At 32.2% G+C, this 23,326-nt stretch carries 16 protein-coding genes; 15 read left to right on the top strand and 1 reads right to left on the bottom strand.

Going from position 1 to position 23,326, the window contains the following annotated elements; genetic code table 11:
- Positions 1 to 51 precede the first annotated feature (51 nt).
- The gene (locus RMO53_RS09445; protein ID WP_310379985.1) at positions 52 to 918 is read left to right on the top strand and encodes an AraC family transcriptional regulator; all 867 of its coding nucleotides are present in this window, start codon (positions 52 to 54) and stop codon (positions 916 to 918) included.
- A gap of 64 nt (positions 919 to 982) precedes the next feature.
- Here RMO53_RS09445 and RMO53_RS09450 read toward each other — a convergent pair whose 3' ends face one another.
- A complete protein-coding gene (locus RMO53_RS09450; protein WP_310379987.1) occupies positions 983 to 1,771 on the bottom strand; it encodes a hypothetical protein in 789 nt (262 codons plus the stop codon).
- A 238-nt stretch (positions 1,772 to 2,009) separates the two neighbouring features.
- Between RMO53_RS09450 and RMO53_RS09455 the strand changes: the two genes are divergently transcribed.
- The 14 genes from RMO53_RS09455 to RMO53_RS09520 all read left to right on the top strand — a co-directional run bounded on the left by RMO53_RS09455 (position 2,010) and on the right by RMO53_RS09520 (position 23,308).
- Positions 2,010 to 4,919 (top strand): TonB-dependent receptor domain-containing protein, encoded by a 2,910-nt coding sequence (locus RMO53_RS09455; protein ID WP_310379988.1) that lies wholly within the window; start codon positions 2,010 to 2,012, stop codon positions 4,917 to 4,919.
- A gap of 9 nt (positions 4,920 to 4,928) precedes the next feature.
- Positions 4,929 to 6,092, top strand: a complete 1,164-nt coding sequence (locus RMO53_RS09460; protein WP_310379989.1) for a family 1 glycosylhydrolase — start codon at positions 4,929 to 4,931, stop codon at positions 6,090 to 6,092.
- A 378-nt stretch (positions 6,093 to 6,470) separates the two neighbouring features.
- Entirely contained in the window at positions 6,471 to 10,367 is a 3,897-nt protein-coding gene (locus RMO53_RS09465; RefSeq protein ID WP_310379991.1) for a T9SS type A sorting domain-containing protein, read from the top strand.
- 244 nt (positions 10,368 to 10,611) lie between these two features.
- Positions 10,612 to 11,856 carry a hypothetical protein gene (locus RMO53_RS09470; RefSeq protein ID WP_310379993.1) on the top strand — a complete coding sequence of 415 codons (1,245 nt, stop codon included), beginning with the start codon at positions 10,612 to 10,614 and terminating at the stop codon, positions 11,854 to 11,856.
- Between the two features lie 31 nt (positions 11,857 to 11,887).
- Positions 11,888 to 13,357 (top strand): MOP flippase family protein, encoded by a 1,470-nt coding sequence (locus RMO53_RS09475; RefSeq protein WP_310379995.1) that lies wholly within the window; start codon positions 11,888 to 11,890, stop codon positions 13,355 to 13,357.
- Between the two features lie 7 nt (positions 13,358 to 13,364).
- On the top strand, positions 13,365 to 14,429 hold the full coding sequence (locus RMO53_RS09480) for a glycosyltransferase (protein ID WP_310379996.1): 1,065 nt from the start codon (positions 13,365 to 13,367) through the stop codon (positions 14,427 to 14,429).
- Positions 14,422 to 15,585, top strand: a complete 1,164-nt coding sequence (locus tag RMO53_RS09485) for a glycosyltransferase (protein WP_310379998.1) — start codon at positions 14,422 to 14,424, stop codon at positions 15,583 to 15,585. The genes RMO53_RS09480 and RMO53_RS09485 overlap by 8 nt, the downstream gene beginning before the upstream one ends.
- A 16-nt stretch (positions 15,586 to 15,601) precedes the next feature.
- Positions 15,602 to 16,285, top strand: a complete 684-nt coding sequence (locus RMO53_RS09490) for a class I SAM-dependent methyltransferase (RefSeq protein WP_310379999.1) — start codon at positions 15,602 to 15,604, stop codon at positions 16,283 to 16,285.
- A gap of 34 nt (positions 16,286 to 16,319) precedes the next feature.
- A complete protein-coding gene (locus RMO53_RS09495) occupies positions 16,320 to 17,429 on the top strand; it encodes an acyltransferase (RefSeq protein WP_310380002.1) in 1,110 nt (369 codons plus the stop codon).
- The gene (locus RMO53_RS09500) at positions 17,429 to 18,619 is read left to right on the top strand and encodes a hypothetical protein (RefSeq protein ID WP_310380004.1); all 1,191 of its coding nucleotides are present in this window, start codon (positions 17,429 to 17,431) and stop codon (positions 18,617 to 18,619) included. Before RMO53_RS09495 ends, RMO53_RS09500 begins: the two co-directional genes overlap by 1 nt.
- Positions 18,616 to 19,674, top strand: a complete 1,059-nt coding sequence (locus RMO53_RS09505; RefSeq protein WP_310380006.1) for a glycosyltransferase family 4 protein — start codon at positions 18,616 to 18,618, stop codon at positions 19,672 to 19,674. Before RMO53_RS09500 ends, RMO53_RS09505 begins: the two co-directional genes overlap by 4 nt.
- The gene (locus tag RMO53_RS09510; RefSeq protein ID WP_310380008.1) at positions 19,664 to 20,710 is read left to right on the top strand and encodes an acyltransferase; all 1,047 of its coding nucleotides are present in this window, start codon (positions 19,664 to 19,666) and stop codon (positions 20,708 to 20,710) included. Before RMO53_RS09505 ends, RMO53_RS09510 begins: the two co-directional genes overlap by 11 nt.
- Before the next feature lie 3 nt (positions 20,711 to 20,713).
- On the top strand, positions 20,714 to 21,859 hold the full coding sequence (locus RMO53_RS09515) for a hypothetical protein (RefSeq protein ID WP_310380009.1): 1,146 nt from the start codon (positions 20,714 to 20,716) through the stop codon (positions 21,857 to 21,859).
- 234 nt (positions 21,860 to 22,093) lie between these two features.
- Positions 22,094 to 23,308, top strand: coding sequence for a glycosyltransferase family 4 protein (locus RMO53_RS09520; protein WP_310380010.1), 1,215 nt, complete (start codon positions 22,094 to 22,096; stop codon positions 23,306 to 23,308).
- The last annotated feature ends 18 nt before the right edge of the window (positions 23,309 to 23,326 follow it).

Raw genomic sequence — 23,326 nt, forward strand, 5'->3', positions numbered from 1 at the left:
TATTTAATAGTTGAATATTATCTTTGTTTAATTGTTAATTATCTTTGAAAAATGAAAATCGAAAAGACAAAAATAGCTTCTTACCAAAACAGCTCTGTTTCTGTCATTTCACGCGAAGAATCTTTTTTTCAAGCTCCTTTTCATTCGCACCCAGAACTCGAATTGGTTTATATAAAAGAAAGTCATGGCAAAAGAATTGTGGGCAATTCAGTAGCACAATTCGTGCCTGGCGATATGGTTTTTTTGGGTTCTGACATTCCGCATGTTTGGCTGAATGATGAAATTTATTATCAAAACATTAGCACTTTAAAAGCCAAAGCGATTGTTGTTTATTTTAGTAAGGAAATTTTTGGCCCTTTATTTTACGAGCAAAAAGAAACGCAAACCATTACCAGTTTGTTCAGCAAAGCAGAGAAAGGACTTTTTATTACTGGAAAAACAAATAAAAAAGTTGCCAAAAAACTAGAGAAACTCCTGACAAAACAAAACTTTGAGATTATTGTGGGACTTTTTGAGATTCTATCTATTCTATCAGAAAGTGAGGAAATAGAGAATATCAATAATGAAGCTTATTCGCATATCAACGAGCCTTCAAAAAACGATCGTCTTTCGGATGTTTTTGAGTATGTAAAAGACCATTACAAAGACGAGATTTCTCTTATTGAAATTGCAAAAATTGCCCATTTGACTCCTACTTCGTTTTGCAGAATGTTTAAATTAAAAACAAAAAAGAGTTTTGTAGAATACCTCAATGCCATTCGAGTATCGAATGCTTGTAAACTACTTATCGAATCCGAGATGGGAATTTCGGAAATCGCCTATGAATGTGGTTTTAAAACGGCTTCAAATTTTAATCAATTATTTAAAAAACTCACAGAAACTACACCAAAAGAGTATCGAAAAAATGTAGAAAATTAATTAAAACAAGTTTATAGTTAGCCAAACCATTGCGATTACTCATGTTTAAAACGACACCTTATTTTTAATCTAATGCAAATGACAAACCAATTGTACCAGAATACATATGACCTTCAGAGTTATTGCTTGTTGCAGAATGTTTGCCGTTCCAAGTTATATTTTGTCCATAATTACTGTAGGAACTTAAATCCAAAAAAACGGATGTTTTTTTTGAAATTCTTATTGTGGGCGTGATGCCAAAAACAATTCCAGCATAACTATCTCCATTGCTTACTTTTATATTGTAATCTGCAGCAATAGGTTTTAGAATAGCAAGTTGTATACCTCCACGAAAAAATAAATTAAATCTTGATACATAATTTATAGGCTTGACAAAACTATTGAGATTGAATACTGCTTGAATAGAAGTTCTATATTGAGCTACTTCAAATGGTTTGCTCTTAGTTTGTTCGCTATTAATAAATCTATCAAAAGCAAGATCCATTTTAAAACCCACAATTTCAGAAAAATTATACTTAGCTCCAACCATAAAACTGTTAAATATAAAACCATTAAATAACTGATTGTTGACACTCGTGTAAAATTGATCTGTGTAAGGCCTAGTGCCATTGCTAATACCAGTTCCTATTTCTAGAGAAAACTTATTAAATATAGCTTTTGAGTTTGTAGAATCTATCTTGATGCTATCAGTGTCGAGGGTCAGAAAATTATCAGTTTTTTTTTGAGAAAAAACAGCGTTAGATACAAATAAAAAGAAAATAATCAGTCTGAAGCCTTTCATAAAAATAATATCAGTTGAAACTATTTCGCAAATGTATTTAATTAATTTATCACTATTTGAGTGCTGTAACATATATAACAATTTCAAAACATGCTACTGTTATTTCATGATTTTTATGGTCAGATTTAGCACCTATTTCCGGAAATAAATATTAGTTTTTACTATTTAAAAACTTATAAATCAATTATTTAAACCTAAAGAGTACATAAGTCAACCCTATGGTGTTATAAATCATAAATTGTTAATTTTTAGTTAACCTCAATCGTGGGATTTTACATTTATTTTGCGATGATAATTAAAAATATTGAATATGAAGTTTATTTACATCTTAGTTCTTTTAATGATTTCACAATGTTTTTTTGGTCAGAATAGCTCCATAAGCGGTTCGGTCGTGGATGAATCTAATGGTGGGGCTTTACCCGGAGTAAATATTATTATTAGAGAATTAAAATTGAGTACCACAACAGACTCCGATGGAAAATTTATTTTTAGAAATGTAGCTGCGGGAAGTTATGATGTGGAGTTCTCCTACATTGGATACTTACCTAAAATTATCAGTGAAGTAATTACAAAAACTAATGAAATTACTTATTTGAATACGACTATAGCAGAAAGTAAAAATGAGCTTAACGAAGTAGTCATTACTAGAACGAAAGCAAAAGTAGAATCAATAAAATCATTATTGGTCGCACAAAAAAATAGCATAACCGTTTCCGATGGAATCTCAGCCGAATCAATAAAAAGAACACCAGACAAAACTACCTCTGATGTTTTAAAAAGAGTAAGTGGCGTTAGTATTCAAGACAATAAATTTGTAATTATCAGGGGATTGAACGATAGATACAATGCAGCCTTGCTTAATGGAGCTCCTTTACCAAGTTCTGAACCGGACAGAAAAGCCTTTTCGTTTGATATTTTTCCAGCAAATATGTTGGATAATTTAATAATTACTAAAACAGCATCACCCGATTTACCGGGTGAGTTTGTTGGAGGTGTGATTCAAATCAATACGAAATCGGTTCCTGAAAAAAATTTCCAATCAATTTCAATTGGTGCGGGATACAATTCAATTACTACTTTCAAAAATAAAAAAGACTACGAAGGCAGTAATACCGACTGGCTCGGGTTTGATAATGGTGTTAGAGATATTGCGCCAACAATTCCAAGTACTGAGGATTTTGTTTTAATAAACAATAAACCAGAAGCGGCAGAAATTGCTAAAACATTTGAATATGACTTTAGTATTAAAGACAGTAAATTTAAACCCAATACTAATTTTCAATATTCTATTGGTCATCATTTTGATTTTGGAGAAAAAGTTTTTGGAGTTTTATTCTCTGTCTCACACAGTTTATCCAATAATTTCAATGAGATAATTAGAAATGATTGGGATAATGCGGATCAAAGTGCCCCATCAGTATTGCTCACAAAATTTAACGATAACAATTATAGTCAGCAAATTCTAACGGGATCATTGGCTAATTTTACAATGAAATTTAACGAAAACAATACTGTTTTCTTTAAAAATATTTTGAGTATCAATTCTAATGACTTAGTTGTGGAGAGAAGCGGGAAACAAGATGTAAATGATTCAAGAGTAACCGATTCGAATGTAAGATGGTTCACCAGCAACATGATTTATTCTAGCCAGTTAAATGGGGAACATTATTTTACAAAACCTAAAATTAAAGCAATATGGTCTGGTTTTTACAGTAACATTCAGCGGTCTATCCCTAATTTGAGAAGAAATATATACATAACAGCAGACCCAGATAGTAGCGACCCAATACTATCTTCACCCGTAGCAGTTATTGCCGCTAACAATGGTGGTCCTGATTATGGTGGAGGAATGTTTTTTTCTGAAAATAAAGAATCAATTTCTGGAGGTAAATTTGATGTATCCAAAAAATTTGAAATCGGAAAAGAGTTAATCAATGAAATAAAGATGGGTGGTTTTACACAAACTAGAGATAGGGATTTCTTTGCACGTCAATTGCAATACAATCAATATCAAAATGCAGGAAATTTTGACCAATCTTTGCTGTCGCTAACTGACGCTACCATTTTTACAAAAGAAAATATGGGCATACTAGCTTCCGGCTTGAATGGTTTTACTTTGTATGATGCATCCAAAAAAGCAGATACGTATACCGCAGGTTCAAAATTAAATGCCGCCTACATGATGCTAGATAATAGATACAAAAAATTTAGATTAATTTGGGGAGTACGCATCGAAGACTTTGTGCAAACACTTCAGGCTGATACGGATACCGAAGGCTATATTGATTTAAACATCAAAAAAACAGATTATTTACCATCAGCCAATTTAATATATTCTATAAATAGTAAACAGAACCTTCGTTTGAGTTACTCCAAAACTTTGAATAGACCTGAATATAGAGAATTGGCTCCTTTTGGATTTTATGATTTTACAACACAGTTTTTTACTCAAGGAAATCCAAAATTAGTAAGGGCTTCAATACAAAATTATGATTTTCGATATGAATTTTACCCTGCAAAAGGACAGCTTTTTACGATATCCTATTTTATCAAAAAATTTAAAAATCCAATAGAAATCATACAACAACCCTTAAACAAAACCATTGGGTATGCCAATGCGAACAGCGCTGTAAATAGTGGTATTGAACTGGAATTTAGAGTACTACTAAGTTCTATATTCACATCCGAAAACACCTCTGTTTTTGATGATTTGACTTTATTTTCCAACCTGGCCATTATAAAATCCAAAGCAGATGTTACTGGAATCAACGGTGCAAATCCCGAAACCAGCAGAACTATGCAAGGGCAATCTCCTTTTGTTTTTAATGGTGGATTGCAGTATATGAACAAAGAAAACGGTATGATTATTTCAGCTAATATCAATAAAGTAGGCAATAGAATTGCGTATGCTTCAAGTGAAATTAAACCTGCAATATGGGAAAAAGGCAGAACTTTCCTAGACCTACAAATTGCAAAATCTTTCAATAATAACAAACTGGAATTAAAGTTCAATATTCAAAATATATTAGCTCAGAATTTGATTTTTTACCAAAATAATTATAAAAATACAGCTGAATACGGTTCGTTTGAAACCTTGGCCAATCATATTTTTACAGGAGATTTTCATTACGAAGACGGCTACAATTCAACTGATGATGACATCATCTGGGATCAGAAATTTGGTAGAACCTTTTCTTTATCGGCTACTTATAATTTTTAATTGTTTTAGATGATTTTAGAAAATTTAAAAGCTGATGTAATACAATTGAATAAGAACGATTTTGGAGATGATTTGTTTTTAGGAATGCCTTGTGATAATAATTTAAAAAAAGAAGAACAGAACATTTTCATTAAAAAAAAGAGCCTTTCTCCGAAAAATAATAATTCTTTTTACAAGTCGGAATTAATAAAATACAAAAAAGATATAGCGTTAATCAAACAATTAGGATTTCATAATTTTAGATTCTCCTTGTCTTGGTCTAGAATAATCCCTGATGGTATTGGTGAAATTAATACCGAAGCGATTCGTTTTTATACTGATTTACTTGACATTTGTATAGAAAATGAGGTTGAACCTTTTGTATCTCTTTTTGACTCTTGTCTTCCAACAGCATTAAAAAACAACGGGGGTTGGTCTAATCGGGAAAGCCTAAATTGGTTCGAAGACTATGTAACTATTTGTGTGAATGCTTTTAAAGGGAAAGTGACCTATTGGATCGTTTTTAATGAACCCTCTGTTTTCACAGGTGCTAGTAGTCTTTTTGAAATTTATCCCTCGGGCAAAAATAAAATAAATATTTTTTTGTCTGTTTTACACCATGTTTTACTTTGTCAATCCATTGGTTTCAAAAAAATTAAGGAAATAGCAAATACGGCTCATGTAGGTTCTTTTTTTTTCTGTAATTACAGCATTCCTATGACGTATTCAGAAAAAGATTTAAAAGCAGCTGAGCGAATAGATGCTTTGTTAAATCGAATATTTATTGAACCTTTATTAGGTTTAGGATATCCAATTCAAACATTGCCTTTTTTAAAAAGTATTTCGAAATATAGTATGACTGGCGATGCTGATTTAATTAAAGCTGATTTTGATTTTATTGGTTTACAAAATTGCACCAGAGTAATAGTATGCCATAATTCATTTATCCCATATTTAAATGCAAAAATTATTGATTATGAAAACCTTAGAATCAAAAAAAATCATTTACGTCCAGAAAATTATAGAGAGTTAATGTATAATGTAGCAAAAAAATACAGTGAATACGAAGGTGTTAAAAAAATATTCATTGACGAAAATCTGACTTCGCTTAATTACCAAAATGATTTGAATGCTTCATCAACGATTAAAAACAATTATACTATTCAAAATTTTATTGCAAATAGTGATGGGTAAATCCAAGTAGGAGATTGAATAATAGGCTTTACTTTCTACCTAAAATAAATTGAAAATTTAATTAAAAAGTTTGTGTCATTTACTGAGTCTCATTAACACTCAGAGTTCAGTTACGATTAGAAAATTATTTTTAGATAACAATTGCAATCCCCGTATTTGTTGTAAAGAATACTGTACTTTAATCTATTCTATGGTATCATTTTTTATCTTTTTTAACATCAACGTAATTAAGAAAGCTCAAAAAAAATGTAGTTTACTATTTGTTAAATTTGGTAACAATCAATTTACCCAAACGTTTTATTTATTTAATTTTTAGTTGGCATTCAGTTTTATTGTTAAACATAAATTTGTCCTGTTTAACAAAAAAACAATCTAAAAATGAAAAAAAACTATTTAATTGTAATGCTTGCATTGGTTTGCAACTTTGCGATGGCACAAATTCAGCAAACCTCTTACCGAGGTGCTTTTGCTCCAGCTCCTACAGCAATGTGGACAAATGGTTGGACAAATTTCGATCCTAACAATGCTATCTACAGCAGTGTTACAACACCAGTTACAGCAGATATTACATCTAACGTGACTTGGACCAAAGACAAGGTTTATGAATTAACAGGTCTTATCACAGTAAGAAACAATGCAACCTTAACCATCCAAGCAGGTACTGTTATTAGAAGTAATGCACAAGCGTCTGCTTTGGTAATCACTAGAGGTGCTAAATTGATTGCTAACGGTACACTTGCAGAGCCTATTGTTTTTACTTCTAAAAACAACGTAGGATCAAGACAAAGAGGTGACTGGGGAGGAATAGTTATGCTTGGTAAAGCGAGATACAACATCAACAATGGAGTAAATTACATTGAAGGTTTATCTCAGAATGTGAATACTGAATTTGGTGGAGGAACATCTCCTGTAGACAATGACAATTCAGGATCATTACAATATGTGAGAATTGAGTTCGCTGGTTACGTTTTTGCTCCTAACAATGAACTTAATGGTTTGACTATGGGTGCTGTAGGTAGCGGAACTACTATTGACTTCGTACAAATATCATATTCTAACGATGATTCTTTCGAATGGTTTGGAGGTTCAGTAAACTGTAAGCACTTAGTTGCTTTTAATGGTTTAGATGATGATTTTGATGTTGATAGCGGGTACAAAGGTATTGTTCAGTTTGGATTATCTATAAAAGACCCTCTTGCAGCCGATATTTCTACTTCGGAGGCTTTCGAAGTTGACAATAATGCATCAGGTTCAGATACTACAACATCTCAGCCTTATGGTGATTTTACATCTGCTATTTTTACAAACATTACATGTATTGGAGCGAATCAACGTCCTTTAGCAGCTGGTGGATTTGTAACTCCAAACTCATTACATGACAAAGCATTACGTTTAAGAAGAGCTTCTCAACCAAAAATCTTTAACTCTATCTTCTTAGATTTCAAAAAAGGTTTAGTAATAGAAAGTCTCTCTTCAAATTTAGCTGCTACTACTGATAAATTAAAATTCAAAAACAACTTGATTGTTTCACCAGCACCTTTTGCATCTATAAATACGACTACAAGTACAGTTCCAACAACTGCTACAGTTAATGCTTGGTTTGCTGCTAGTGGCAACACCACTTATACTACAAATATAGGTTTGTTGACTCGTCCTTACGATTTAACTAGTGCTACAAACTACAAAACGATTACAGACAACTCAGATACTGTAAATATTGATTACAGACCATCAAGTATTGATGCTACAACAGGTGCTTCATTTACTGATGCGTCTTTGTCAGGATTAATTGCTGCAGGAGATGCACCTGGTGTTACTCCTAGAAGCTATTGTAAAGGAGTAGTTGCTCCTGCGCTAACAGCAAATTTAACTGCAACTGGAGTTTCTTTGAGATGGTATACTACTACAACAACTGAAACTTTTACCACTACTGCTCCAATACCAACAACTACAATTGTTGGTACAAAATCATACTACGTTGCAGAAGTTGATGCTGCAGGCGGTGTAAGCAATAGAGCAAAAATTGATGTTACCGTTGAAGCTGTTCCGAGTGTTGCTCTTGGTGCAATAACAAGTACATTTACTGCCAGCGGCTTAGTTGCAACAGCAGCAGTTGGTCCTTATGTTGGAACCTCAACTCAATTTACTTATACAGTTCCAGCTTCAATTGAAGCAGTTGTAACTTCATACAATTGGACTCTACCACTAGGAGTTAACATTGTTTCTGGACAAGGGACCAATACTATTGTTGTTGATTATAACAATGTAGTTGCTGGTTTACTTAAAATTGGAAATATTGCCGTTCAAGCTAGAAATGCTGCTTTATGTGGTGGTGCTATAAAAACGTTGGCAATAACTGCCGTTTTACCTGCTGCTCCAGCTGCTTTGAAAATGACAGATGCTTTATTGCCAATACCTGTTTCTGGAACACCAACTGCTGTAACAAGTTTTGCTAAATATATGGGCCAAACTACGCCATTAACATTAACAGCAACTCCAGTTGCTGCTGCCTCTTCTTATGTATGGGAATTGCCTACAGGAGTTAACTTGTTGAATTTGGGTACTGCTACTGTAACAACATTATTTTATAATGTTTTCCCTTTTACGATTTCTTCATCTACTGCTCCAACTGCTCCTGGTAATGTTTATTATAGAATTGAAAAAAGTACTTATGCAGATGGAACAGTAATTTCTACGGGTAGAATAATTAGAAATGCTGGAACTACTGGTGGAATTACTTTTACTGCATTTAATAATCCATTAACAAATCTTACAAACGAAGGAGTAATAATTAATCCTGCTTATCCAATCGTTGCTACAACTTCAAATGTAATAACAATAGATTTTGCTGGTGTAACTAGCGGAAATACTTTTAATTATGATTCAGTAAACGCTGTATCAGGTGCAATTACTCCAACAAATGTATTGAGAATAGGAGTGAAAGCTAGAAATGGCGTAGGTACTTCTGTAACTGCAAACGCAACTGCTGTAAGCCCTGCAACTACATCTACTGCTAAATTATTAACATTAAAAGCGATTTTACCAAAAGCTCCTGCAACATTAAAATTAACAAATGCTGCTGCAGTAGATCCTTTATTAGGTGTAACAATTATCAGTAAATTTATTGGTACCACTACTCCATTTACATTAACTGCTGCTGCATCTGCAACTGCATCTTCTTACCAATGGGAATTGCCAACTGGTGTTACTCAATTAACTGGTGGAACTTCTAATGTAATTACGGTTGATTTTGCAGGTGTTGCTTCTGGAACAACTTCTTTATACCTTGGTGTAAAAGGTGTAAATGGTATTGGCGTTTCTGTAACAAGTAACGTATTACTTGCTCCTGCAACATCTTCAACTGCTAAATTGTTAAAATTAACAGCTACAGTTCCTGCTGTAGTAGCTACTGTAGCTGGTCAAATAGCTGGTGTTTGTGGTAGTTCTTCTTATAACTACACAATAACTCCCTCTATATTGGCTAATTCTTATGTTGTTACTGCTCCAACAGGTTCAGTGGTTACATCGGCTAGCAATTTGTCTAATACCTCAGAAGTTTTAGCTACAACTGACTTGATTTTTACGGTTACTTACCCTGCAGGTTTTGTTGCAACTGTTGCTGCTCCTAAATCAATTGCAATTGCTGCTGTAAACGGAGTTGGAACTAGTCTTACTAATAAAACACTTGCATTGTCCACTTTGATGCCTGCAATAGGTATTGCAACTGGAGGAACTACTTTCCAGAGATGTGAGAATCAAACTATAGGAGTTCCTGCGGTTCTTGGAGCTACAAATTATGTTTGGACAGTTGTAGATGGTGCTGTAATTGTTTCTGGTCAAGGAACAAATTCAGTTGAAGTTAATTTCTCAGCCGTTGCTGCATTAAAAACTTCAAATAAATTAACCGTTTTAGCCACAAATGCTTGTGGTAGTTCTACTGCTATTAAGTCAATTACATTAACTAGTAGTACTTGTCCAGCTGCTAGAGTGTCTTCTACTACTAAAGAATCTATTTCTGTTACCGCTACAGAAGTATATCCTAACCCATCAACAACTGAATTCAATATTGACATTACTGCCTCAAAAGCGGGTAGTGTTCAAGTGATTGTATATACTTTTGAGGGTAATATGGTAAGTACTAGATCTATTCAATTACTAGAAGGAAATAATACCATTACCCAAGATGTTACCTCTTTGAATAATGGAATCTATTTTGTTCAAATAGCGAATTCTTCAAACAATGAAGTAATCGTTAAAAAAATGATCAAACAATAATGATGGAGTAAAATCTAAAGTTTTAATTAGGCCGCCAATTTTGGCGGCCTTTTTTTTTTAGAAAAAAAGTAATCTATTTTAAAGTCTAAACTATTTTTGAAAGTGGTTAACCTTATTGTTTTGTTAATATATAGGACAAATTAAATTTTGATATTTGCAAAAATAATAATTGGAAGCTCTTAAAGTTTCGATAAACATAACTTTTCGCTTGAGAGCGAAATACAATAAAATGTTTACTTAATAAATGAATAAAAAAATACTGGTATTAGGTCTTGGACAAAATAATTTTCTGTCTTTTTTGTACGGTTCATTAAAAAAATTTGATACTCAATTCAGTATCACTGCGCCTTTTTATGTTGAAATAAATAAAGAATCCAACAATGATACATGGATGTATGACAACGCAACTGTTCTGAAAAGCATTTCAATTTTGACAATGTTTCGCGCTTTTTTCTGTTGCTTATTTTCAAGACACTTCTATGCTACCTGTTTTTTTATTCTTTTTGTAGAAGGTAAATTTCCAAAAACATTACATTTTGTAATCAAACAAATTAATGCGAAAGCCTTTTTTATTGAAAATAAAAATTTTGATGACTTTGATACTTTTCATTTTCATTTTATGCAATACAGTTATTTAAGAGAACTATTCTTAGTGCCCAAAAATAAAAAAATTGTATGTTCTTTTTGGGGTTCTGATTTGTTACGAACGAACGATATCTTGAATTTTTATTTTGTAAAAAAAGCACTTTACAAAGCTAGTATCATCACTTGCCAATCTATTGAATTAAGAGAAATAATCTTATCTAAATTTGGACGGAATTTATATGATAAAATTCAAATTGCTATGTTTCCCATCGAGGAAAAAATCTATAATCAAATGGATTTGAATTATGAAAACAATGACATAATAGCTGTTTTTAAAGAAAAATTTAGTTATGCCTCTGATAAAATAAATATACTGATAGGACACAGCGGAAGCCCTTTTAACAATCATTTAAATATAATTACTGCTTTAAAAGATTGTCTTAATAAAGATAAATTTCATTTAATTATCAACTTAAACTACGCTATAACCGAAACCACAAAAAAGAAATACAAACACGAACTAAATGAAATTTTGATACCCTTGGAATGTTCGTATGTGATTTTAGAAAAATTTTTTGTTAAAGAAGAATTGGCAGTTTCTAGATTAGCCTCTGATATTTTTATTCACACTCCTGTTTCGGATGCTTTGAGTAGTACAATGCTTGAATTATTATACGCTTCAAATGTGGTCATTACCGGATCTTGGTTGCCGTATAAAACTTTCAAAAAAGCAAATTTAAACTACCACGAGATAGACAATTTCACTGAACTAAGTATCAAAATTGACTTAATTATAGAAAATTTTAAATCTGAAAAAGAACGAGCTATAAGGAATAAGTTGGCAGTTCAAGAGTATTTTTTTAATGATATTACAATAAAAAAATGGTCTCAAATATTGAATTAACAAACCTATATAAATCATCTTGAAAATAGAAATGACTTTCAAAAACAAAGTAAAAAGCGGTTTGAAATGGGCTTTTATGGACCAGATTTTATCGCAGGTTCTTTTGTTGTTCTTTGGCGTTTTTCTAGCCAGAATAGTGCCTCCCTCTGCTTTTGGGTTAGTGGCAATAGTAACTATGTTTACTAATTTCGCTGCTTTGTTTATTGATTTAGGTTTTGGAGTGGCGCTAGTTCAAAAAATAGATGCAGACAAAGAACATTTTTCTTCTGTGTTTTGGTTAAATCTAATAATTGGATTGTTTTTGTATGTTTTCTTTTTTTTTACAGCACCCTTTTTTAGCTATTTTTTTAACCAACCCGATATCACCATTTTAATTCGTGTAATCTCCCTATCGTTTATCATTTGCTCGTTAACTTCTGTTCAATCCAATTTGCTGATTCGGGAATTAAAGTTCAAACAAAAAGTAATTTTCAATTGGATTGCAATAGTTTTGGGATACACACTAGCTTTTTATTTAGCCTTTAATGGGTTTGGGGTTTGGTCTATTGTTTGGATGACTTTAGTCACCTCATCTATAAATTCTATTTTGTATTGGTTTTCAACAAATTGGTATCCTTCATTTGTATTTAATAAATCTAAAATAAAAGAACTCTCTAGTTTTGGTTTGAATGTGCTCGGGGATACATCGGTAAACTATTGGTCCCGAAATTTTGATAATTTTATTATTGGCCGAGTTCTGGGAAGTACCGAATTAGGATTATATTCTAGGGCTTATTCCTTAATGTTGTTACCATTGCGCAATATTTCCTCGGTAATTACCAAAGTGATGTTTCCTGCCTTTTCAAAAAAACAGAATGATGTAGCAACCATAAAACGCTATTACCTTCAAATTATAAAGTATATAGCTTTGCTTACCTTCCCTGCTATGATTGGGCTTTCGTTAGTTTCAAAAGAATTTGTTCTGCTCCTTTTTGGAACAAATTGGGCAGGAATGATTCCAGTACTTACTATATTAAGTTTGGTGGGAGCAGTTCAATCTATTTTTTCATTAAACGGAATGATCTATAATTCTTTAGGAAAAGCACATATCGCTTTTAAAGTTTCATTGTTAGTCAATTTTGTACTGATAATAGCCTTTAGTATTGGGGTAAACTATGGGATTGTTGGAATAGCTTGGAGTTATTTAATTGCGAGTATGATCTTGTTTTTTCCCATTTACAATACTGCAATTAAACAATTAAACACGCAATTATCAGAGGTGTTTTATACCCTCAAAGGAGTCCTTTTTGCTTCTCTTGGGATGGCAATATCAATTTTGTTTATTACTTTTTATATTGATACAACACTCATAATAGGAATTAGCCTTAAGATTTTTGTTGGTGGGCTTTTTTATATTATCATAATCTATCAGTACGAAAAAGAGTTGTTACTTACTTTCAAGAATAAAGTAATGGGATTTACAAAGAGGAATACTATTTTACTTTCAACTAACTTATTGTAATAAAAAGATGAAAATAGTAAGACTTACTACACTACTTGATTTTGGTGGACAAGAACGAAAATTCATTTCTTTTACACAAGATGCCACTCTACTTAAAAACGACTATTATTTTGCAGCCATTGGCTATGGTGGCCATGCTGAAAGAGTACTTCTTTCCAGGGATTTTAATGTTACTATTTTTAATCAAAAACCGAGTATTTCCAATCTTAATAATATGTGGATTTTATACAAATGGTTCAAAAAAATTAAACCTGATGTAGTTCATACTGCTGCAGCCGAAGCTAATTTTCATGGAACTATTGCCGCAAAATTGGCTGGTGTAAAAGTAGTTATTGCCGAGGAAATAGGATTTCCTAACCATTCTAAAAAGGCTCAATTTGTATTCCGACAAGTTTACAAATTATGTAATAAAGTGATTTGTGTTTCGAAAGCGGTAAAAAACTTTTTAATTGAAATCAAAGAACTTAAATCCGATAAGGCTGTCGTAATTTACAATCCTGTCGGGATTTCTAAAGTAACCAAAAGAGTTATATCAAAAGATTTTATCATTGTTTGCGTAGGTAGATTTGAAAAAGTCAAAAACCAACAATTGTTAATCAAAGTTTTTTCAAAATTAGATGATACAAGTGCCAAATTAATATTGGTTGGAGAAGGTAGAGAACGACAAAATCTGGAAAAACTTATAACGGATTTAAATTGTCAAGAAAGGGTTGAAATAGTTGGCTTTTCAGCTGAACCCGAAAAATATTTATCAAAAGCCACACTTTTTGTACTGCCGTCTTTGTCAGAAGGTTTTGGAATTGCAGTCCTCGAAGCGATGCAACTGGGCTTACCGTGTTTGTGTTCTAATGTTGGTGGCATTCCAGAATTTGTTACGGAAAACAAAACAGGTTGGCTTTTTAACCCCAATAATGAGAATGAATTTTTTGCAAAATTATCTCAAATTTGCAAAATGCCAGAAGAAAAACTTTCTCAAATAGGAGCAAATGCTCAAGCTTATGTCGTCAACAGATTCTCGGAAATTGACTATGTCAGGAATCTAGAAAATCTTTATCAGAAATGCTATGATTAGAGTACTCAATATTATTGAAACCATAGGTTCTGGTGGTGTAGAACGAAGAAGGTTGTCTATGGCTAAGTTATTAGATAAATCAACCTTTGAGCTCAAAATTATTTGTACCAATTCCTACGGAGCGTTTGCTGATGAAATCAGAAAATGTGGAATTGAAGTGATTGAAATAGGAAGTTTAACTAATTTTTTAGATGTAAAGCAACATCTAAAAGTACAGAAAATTATAGCCGATTTCAGGCCGCACATCATTCACGGAGCCATTTTTGAAGGTGTAACAATGGCTGCAATCAACGGTTTTTGGAAGCGTGTTCCAATAATCATTCTGGAAGAAACCTCAGATCCTCAAACACGATCCTGGAAAGGAAACGTATTAATGAAAGTACTTACTCTCTCTGCGCATAAAGTAATTGGAGTATCACCAGCAGCTGCCAATTATTTGATTAATACCCTGAAAATAAACAAGAATAAAGTGGAACTTATTACAAATGGTATCGCAACACCCAGAAAAGTGACCCACGATGAAACAGTAGCACTAAAAAAACAACTGACTATTTCAGAACATGAAATTGTTATTGGATCTGTGGGTAGAATGACGGATGACGCTAACAAACGTTTTTCAGATTTGATTAATGCTTTTGCAATTCTGGTTAAAAAACAATTACCGGTCAAGTTAATTCTAGTGGGCGATGGCGTTGAAAAAAAGAAATACATCCAACAAGTTGAGGATTTAGGGATTCAAAAACAAGTCTTTTTTGCAGGCTATCAAGCTGATACTTCATTGTATTATAGCGTTTTTGATGTTTTTTCGTTAGTGTCATCTCACGAATCTTTTGGTTTGGTTTTGGCCGAAGCGATGTTTCATAAATTGCCCATAGTAGCCACAAAAGTTGGGGGCATGAAATATATTGTTGACGATAATGAGACCGGTTTTTTAGTCGAAAAATACGAGGTTCAATCCATAGCAAGCAAATTAGAAATACTATCTCAAAATAAACAATTGCGGCAGGAATTCGGACAAAAAGGGTTTCATAAAGCTACACAAAATTACACCGAAGCACGATATGTAGATAATATTAAGGGGTTATATAGTAGTTTATTTAATCGTCATTTAAGAACGGAACAACCGGATAAAACAAAAAAAATAACCCAACAATAATTTAAAAATCCTTTCCATGAAAAAAAAGATAGATTACTTTCTCAGAAAATTTTTCCTGCATAAAAACGAGGAACTTCCTGCTTTTTTAATCCAAAAATTATACCATCAAGGGAGTTATTTACCCTTTACAACTTCCTCCTTGAAATTTCGATTTTTAGTCTGTTTGGCAAATGATATAGTGGTAAATAGCAGAACATCGGTGTTAGAATTTGGTTCGGGAATTTCAACAATACTAATTGCACGATTAATTAAAATGAATAATCTAAACTGCACCATTATTACGGTTGATGAAAGTGCAGCATGGCAAGAAATTATCAAGAAAATTTTGAAAGAAGAAAATTTACTTAACTATGTGAATTTTGTATGCGCACCAGCGGTTAAAAGCACAGATATAGAACTTTCGTATGAGTACAATAATCCAGCTGTTTTTGAAGCTATCGGCGATAAAAAATTTGATTTAGTATTAGCTGATGGACCATCGGCTTGGCAAAAAACAAATGTGATGAGTAGAGCCACTAATTTAAAATTTATCAAGAATAATATGACTGATAATTTTTCCATTTTTGTCGATAATTCGGATCGCCCGGGTGAAACAGAGTTAGTAAATAGAATTGCTTCAGAGTTTAATATTAAACCCATGATGCTGGATCCAACGTTTTTGACATTCACAAAAGGGCAACATTATAATTTTGTCATTTAATACTTTATAACTCTTATTCAATTTAGTACGGTGTATGAATGATAAAATTTACCTTCCAGGATTAAATGGCATTAGGGCAATTGCAGCACTTTCGGTAGTTTTTAGTCATATAAACAATAGGCTTGACTATTACAAATTACCTAAAAGTGAGTTACTCGATTTGGCTAATTTTGGAGTGACCGTATTTTTTACGCTAAGTGGATTTTTAATCACGTACCTATTATTAAAGGAGATCGAAAAAACTGGCTCTATCGATATAAAGAAGTTTTATATGCGAAGAGTATTGAGAATTTGGCCTCTTTACTACTTGTATCTTTTTATCGTAGTTTTTCTTAATGGCATAGAAAATCTTCAATGGCCCATTTTGTTTTATATTTTTATTCTTCCTAATTTCAAAAATTCATTCGCTGGTGTTATAGCAACTGTTGTAGGTTCTAGAAATTTATTACTCATGATAGGTCATTACTGGTCACTGGGCGTAGAAGAACAATTTTATGCGTTTTGGCCGTGGATGGTTAGAAAAACTGAAATTTTATTTCGCTTTTTAGTTTTCTTCCCAATATTTTATATCATTTTGAAAGTGAGTTTAAAAGTTCTTGATGCACCTTATGGATTACTAACCTTTTTGCACTACACCCGATTTGGCTGCTTAACTATTGGAGCATTGGGCGCTTATTTATTTTATCACAACAGCACTAAAGTAAAATGGATTATCAGTAAATGGTGGCTAGAAGCATTTGCTTGGCTATTATTTTTGGTCGTAGCAATGAATAAATTTCATTTGGCTTCTGTAATTGATCATGAAATTATTTCGATAGTTACTTTGATTATCATTTTTAACCAAATCGCAAATCCGAAACGATTAATTTCCTTAGAAAATAAAACGTTTGATTATTTAGGTAAAATTTCATTCGGGCTCTATGTGTACAACCCTTTGGTGATTTATGGCATGTCGTTTTTGATGAATAAATTGGATATCGAAAATCAATTGCTAAAGCAAATCACTATATATGTTACGGTAGTCCTAGCAATTGTATTGGTAGCGCATCTTTCGTATTATTATTTTGAAAAACGCTTCCTAAAAATAAAACTTCAATATACCACAGTACCTAGTGTAGCTAGTAAATCCGAATTCATAAACTAATGAAAAACGTACTCTTCATCACTTGGGATGGACCACAAACCAGTTATATGGAAGGCTTATTCATGCCTATTTTAAGTCAAGTGCAAACGCAATCCCAATATAAATTTCATATTATTCAGTTCACTTGGGGAACAGCTGAAAAAATTGCAGCTACTCAAAAAGCGGCTCAAGAATTTAATCTAATTTATACCTCAAGAACGGTAATTAGAAAACCTATTACGCTATTGGGGAATTTATACACACTTTATAAAGGCATCCGTTATTTAAAAAAATACATCAAAAATAACAACATCAGTATTGTAATGCCTAGAAGTACTATGCCCGCAATAATGGTCAATCAAATACCAAAACGCAAATTAAAAATTGTATTTGATGCCGATGGATTGCCTATTGAAGAACGAGTTGATTTTTCGGGATTGTCATCAACGAGTAAGCAATATCAATTTTTTAAAACCCAAGAGATAAAAATGTTGATGCAAGCGAATGTTGTATTAACCCGATCAAATAAAGCCATCCCAATTCTTTTAGAACAATTAGAACACAAAAAACCAAAGAAATTTTGGGTGGTACTCAACGGAAGAAATTCTAATTTTTTTAAACCCAATTCAGTAGAGCGTGAAAGAATTAGATTGAAATTAAATATTGCACAACACACCAAAGTTCTGGTATATTGTGGTTCTCTTGGATTACAATATGGCTGGGACGAAATGATGGCAATTTTTTGTACTTATTTTGAAAAAAATTCAAATGTCTTGTTTTTGATACTAACTGGTAATGTGGCTTTTGCTCGTAAGAGAATTCCAAATGAGTTGAAAGAATCCATTTTGTTAAAAACAGTTTCTTTTGCAGAAATCCCTAACTATCTCTCAGTTGCTGATGTGGCATTTGCTATCAGAGAACCCAAATTTAGTATGCAGGGTGTTGCCCCAATAAAACTTGGAGAATACCTCTTGATGGGAATTCCTACCATTGCATCAGCAGGAATTGGCGATACAGAACAAATTTTAAATGCGATTCCGAGTTGTTTTTTATACCAACATCAAAACCCTTCACGAGTAAATGAAGCCGTTGCGTTTATCGAAAACTTACACAATACTAATTTTGAAGAAATTAGAAAATATGCCCTACCCTATTTTTCTATAGAAAAAAGTGCTACTAGTTATTGCAATGCATTAGATTCCTTAAAATGAAAGTACTTTATTTAACAAAATACAGCCAAAATGGTGCTAGCAGTCGATTGCGAAGTTACCAATATTTCCCTTTGTTGGCAGCAAATGGGATACTAGTTACCGTAAGCCCATTTTTTGATGAAGATTATTTACTAAATCTCTATTCTGGAAATCGAATCGGAAAACGAAAATTTCTAAAATTTTATTTAACCCGATTTATAACCTTATTTTCTATACACAAATACGATAAAATCGTAATCGAAAAAGAACTCTTTCCCTATTTTTTCAGTTGGTTTGAAAAAATTTTAAGGCTGCTAAAAGTAAAATATAGTGTCGATTATGACGATGCTATCTTTCATAATTATGATTTAAGTTCTAATAAATTAATTTCGTTTTTATTAAAAAATAAGATTAATAATGTCATGAAATACAGTGATTGTGTTATTGTAGGAAATAATTATTTGGCAGAAAGAGCACAATATTCTGGTGCAAAAAAAATAATACTTCTTCCTACAGTAATCGATATCGATAGGTATAAAGTCAAAAACGAATATTCAAGTGCTCCAATTGTTATTGGTTGGATTGGTTCCCCAACTACTTTTAAATATGTTCAGAAAAGCGCTTCTGTATTTTCGAAATTACTCCAAAAAGAAAATATCGAATTGCATATTGTAGGAGCAACCGAAGATTTGGGATTGGGCGACAAAGTTAAATACCTGAAATGGTCTGAAGAAAGCGAAGTGGCGTTAATCTCGAATTTTGATATTGGAATTATGCCGCTAGAGAACTCGCCCTGGGAATTAGGCAAATGCTCATACAAACTAATTCAATATATGGGCTGTGGAATTCCAGTTGTGGCTTCGGCAGTTGGTATGAATAACCAAGTTGTAGATGAAGGTATTAATGGTTTCTTGGTACAAACTGATGAACAATGGCTGGATAGATTAACCCTTTTAGCAAACGAGAGCTCATTAAGAGAAAAGCTCGGTAAAATGGGACGAAAAAAAATTGAATCTCAATTTAATCTTCAAAAAAACGCTACTATTTTACTAACTATTTTGTTAGATGAATACTAAATCCGATAGTAATTATTTAGATGTTTTACAGCTATTTAGAGGCATCGCAGCTATTATGGTGGTATTGCATCATAGCATAAGTTCTATAAAATATTATCATAAAATAAACATGCCTTTTCTATATTATTTGGGTTCAATAGGGAAATATGGCGTAGATTTCTTTTTTGTATTATCTGGTTTTATAATTACATATTCTGCTTTAGACAAATACAATCAACCTAATTCTTTTAGCAATTATGTAAAAAACAGAATGATTCGCATCTATATTCCGTATCTTCCTATAGGTGTATTTATGTTGCTTGTCTATACCTATTTGCCTTCATTTTCTAATGGAAATAGGGAAATTAGCGCAATCACATCAATGACTTTAGTTCCGCATGGAAATCCTGCGTTATCCGCTGCTTGGACACTTACATTCGAGCTTTGCTTTTATCTATTGTTCAGTATTTCTTTTCTTTCGAGAAAAATTTGGAATTGTTTTGTAGGGCTTTGGTTGGTAGCCCTGATTATTATTAACTATTCAAAATTTTGTACCGGAACATTTTTGAATAATTCTGCTTTACGGATTTTATTTTCTACCTATAATTTCGAATTTATTTTAGGATATGTACTTGCTTTGTTGGTCGTTCAGAAAATAAAGCTCCATAGATTGCTATCGACTTTGTTGTTGGTTTTGTTTCTTATGGCTTTTTTATATTTTACATTTAACAATTTAAATCTGTTTGCATTTGATGTTAATTTATTGTTTGCAATAGCAGCATTTTTAAGTATCTTCATAGCCTCGAGTATTGATAATTTGAAAATAAACAAAACGGCTGTCATGATGTTGGTAGGTAATGCTACCTATTCTATATATTTAATTCACAATCCTTTACAAATGATATTAATGCGATTGTTTCCTGAGATTACAACGTTATTGGGAGTAATTATAGCTTTGACAGTGGTGTTAATCTTATCCTGTTTTGTTGGATATTTGTATTATTTAGTCTTTGAAAAAAAGGGCATCAGCTACATAAAACTTAAATTTATAAAGTAAAACATGAATTTTTTAATATCGACCCTTGCTCTCGTACTTGGCTACCTTTTTATATTGAGTTTTGCTGCTAAACTTTCGGAAGGAAATAGTGCAACTTTAAAAAAATTATATCTGTTCCATATCCTATTTGGGGTCTATTTTTGTTTTTTTGTTCAAGGTGATGCAATTGGTTATTGGAAATATGCCAAGTTGATGTCTCATACTGATTTTATATATTCATTGACTCAAAATCAAGGCACTTATTTTATAATGGCTTTAAATTATTATCCCTCAAATATTTTAGATTTATCCTATTTTACAGGAACGATATTGTATAGTATTATTGGTTTTATTGGGCTCACCTATTTTTATGTGGTCGCAATAGAGTTGATTCCAAATGACCCAAAATTCAGTGTGTATTACTTGTTTCCACTATTATTTTTCTTGCCAAACTTGCATTTTTGGAGTTGTGCAGTTGGTAAGGATACCTTATTGTTTTTTTGCATCGGTATATTCACTTACGGGTTATTAGAACCATTTAGGAGAATGCCACTGCTTATATTGGGATTAGGATTGTCGTATTTTATTAGACCTCATATTACATTATTCCTGCTTTTAGGATTTGGGATGGCTTATTTTTCGGGACGAAATATTTCAATTTTTCAACGTATTTTGTTTTTTGGGCTCATGATTGGGATTGCTATTACTATATTACCCACAGTATTAGAATTTGCCAAAGTAGAAGAAGCAACATTAGATAGTTTTGATAAATTTTCTGAGACAAAAGCTGCTTTGTTGAGCAGATCTAGTTCAGATTCTGCCGTTGATATTTCCTCATATCCGTTTCCTTTAAAAGTTTTTACTTTTTTGTTTCGTCCATTCTTTTTTGACATCAAAGGCATACCGTCAGTTTTAGCTTCTCTTGAAAATTTACTTTTGTTGGTATTGACCATTACAGTTCTCAAAAACAAACCATTAAACACCTTCAAGAACGCTCCATTTATAATTCAAGGAATGGTTTATTTTTTGATAATAGGCACAATCGCCTTTTGTCAATCTTTAGGAAATATAGGTATCATGATTAGAATGCGAAATATGTTTTTACCAGGCTTAATCATCTTTATTCTTTGGCATTTTTCTTACCAACAATCACAGGATGTCGAACCCTAATTCGTTGTGATTTCTTAACAATTTATACCGTTTTAATTGGCATAATCCTTTACAATTTTAATTTATTGTAAAGGTTTGTGTAGACCCTAATTTAGCTGATTTTTTGATACTATTTTTATTAAAAAAAGGGACTTTTTACAATGATTTGGATTCAGATTGTTCTTATTTTCCTTGTTTTTTTCTCTTCAGAAGTTCCAATAAAATGAGCAAGAGACTCTAAAATAAATAGAAATAATGGAAAAAAAATTAATCAGAATCACCACTATTCCGCTCTCCTTAGATAAACTTTTATCGGGTCAATTGAATTATATGAATTCCTATTATGATGTAACTGCGGTGGCATCTGAAAATGACTATTTAAAAAAAATTGGGATTAGAGAAAGTATAAAAACGTTTCCTATAGAAATGTCTCGAAAAATCACACCCATACATGATTTAGTAGCTGTGGTAAAACTATTTTTATTTCTAAAAAAAGAGAAACCTCTTATTGTTCATTCTCACACTCCAAAAGCTGGAATACTAGCCATGATAGCCTCAAAATGTGCAGGAGTTCCTATACGATTGCACACCGTTGCGGGATTGCCCTTAATGGAGACTAAAGGATTAAAACGAAAGATATTAGTAGAAGTTGAAAAACTAACTTATTCCTCTGCTACTATGGTTTATCCTAATTCGAAAGGGTTGCATGATTTTATTGTAACCAATAAGTTTACAACAAAAAGAAAGTTAAAAATCATAGGAAACGGAAGTACGAACGGTATTAATACTAATCATTTTTCGCCAGAACAAATTTCAGAATCTCAAAAGCAAACTTTAAAAACAAAGTTGGGCATTGAAGCAGACGATTTTGTGTTTGTTTTTGTTGGAAGGTTAGTGAGCGATAAAGGAATTAATGAAGTCGTAACTGCTTTTAAAAAAATATCAAAACAAAATTCAAAAGCCAAACTACTTTTAGTTGGAATGAAAGAAAAACATTTAGATCCCCTTAAAGAGTTTACCGAAAAAGAGATTGCAACAAACAAAAACATTTTATTTGTAGGATATCAAGATGAAATCAGACCCTATTTAGCCATAAGTAATGCCCTAGTTTTTGCAAGTTATCGAGAGGGATTTCCTAATGTTGTTTTACAAGCTGGCGCTATGGGATTACCCTCAATTGTAACTAATATTAACGGTTGCAACGAAATTATAATCGATGGAAAAAACGGAATTATTATTCCCGTAAAAAATAGTGAAGCATTAGAAAAAGCGATTTTAAAAATGATGGAAGATACCGATTTTTTGTTTACTTTGAAATCAAATGCAAGGCAAATGATCACTTCACGATACGAACAAAAAAAGATTTGGGATGCTATTTTAGATGAATACAAACAAGTGGAATTTTCGTTAGCAAAACCTAAAATAAGATATTCATATTCTAATGATTATCAGCCATTTTTTGAATTTTAGACGACTTTTATATCGAAA

Source organism: Flavobacterium sp. (assembly GCF_031409475.1).
Lineage (GTDB): Bacteria > Bacteroidota > Bacteroidia > Flavobacteriales > Flavobacteriaceae > Flavobacterium.

Bases quoted from the DNA above. Each gene is read 5' to 3' on its own strand.
- RMO53_RS09445 (WP_310379985.1), top strand. From the start codon at position 52: ATGAAAATCGAAAAGACAAAAATAGCTTCTTACCAAAACAGCTCTGTT.
- RMO53_RS09450 (WP_310379987.1), bottom strand. From the start codon at position 1,771: ATGTTACAGCACTCAAATAGTGATAAATTAATTAAATACATTTGCGAA.
- RMO53_RS09455 (WP_310379988.1), top strand. From the start codon at position 2,010: ATGAAGTTTATTTACATCTTAGTTCTTTTAATGATTTCACAATGTTTT.
- RMO53_RS09460 (WP_310379989.1), top strand. From the start codon at position 4,929: ATGATTTTAGAAAATTTAAAAGCTGATGTAATACAATTGAATAAGAAC.
- RMO53_RS09465 (WP_310379991.1), top strand. From the start codon at position 6,471: ATGAAAAAAAACTATTTAATTGTAATGCTTGCATTGGTTTGCAACTTT.
- RMO53_RS09470 (WP_310379993.1), top strand. From the start codon at position 10,612: ATGAATAAAAAAATACTGGTATTAGGTCTTGGACAAAATAATTTTCTG.
- RMO53_RS09475 (WP_310379995.1), top strand. From the start codon at position 11,888: ATGACTTTCAAAAACAAAGTAAAAAGCGGTTTGAAATGGGCTTTTATG.
- RMO53_RS09480 (WP_310379996.1), top strand. From the start codon at position 13,365: ATGAAAATAGTAAGACTTACTACACTACTTGATTTTGGTGGACAAGAA.
- RMO53_RS09485 (WP_310379998.1), top strand. From the start codon at position 14,422: ATGATTAGAGTACTCAATATTATTGAAACCATAGGTTCTGGTGGTGTA.
- RMO53_RS09490 (WP_310379999.1), top strand. From the start codon at position 15,602: ATGAAAAAAAAGATAGATTACTTTCTCAGAAAATTTTTCCTGCATAAA.
- RMO53_RS09495 (WP_310380002.1), top strand. From the start codon at position 16,320: ATGAATGATAAAATTTACCTTCCAGGATTAAATGGCATTAGGGCAATT.
- RMO53_RS09500 (WP_310380004.1), top strand. From the start codon at position 17,429: ATGAAAAACGTACTCTTCATCACTTGGGATGGACCACAAACCAGTTAT.
- RMO53_RS09505 (WP_310380006.1), top strand. From the start codon at position 18,616: ATGAAAGTACTTTATTTAACAAAATACAGCCAAAATGGTGCTAGCAGT.
- RMO53_RS09510 (WP_310380008.1), top strand. From the start codon at position 19,664: ATGAATACTAAATCCGATAGTAATTATTTAGATGTTTTACAGCTATTT.
- RMO53_RS09515 (WP_310380009.1), top strand. From the start codon at position 20,714: ATGAATTTTTTAATATCGACCCTTGCTCTCGTACTTGGCTACCTTTTT.
- RMO53_RS09520 (WP_310380010.1), top strand. From the start codon at position 22,094: ATGGAAAAAAAATTAATCAGAATCACCACTATTCCGCTCTCCTTAGAT.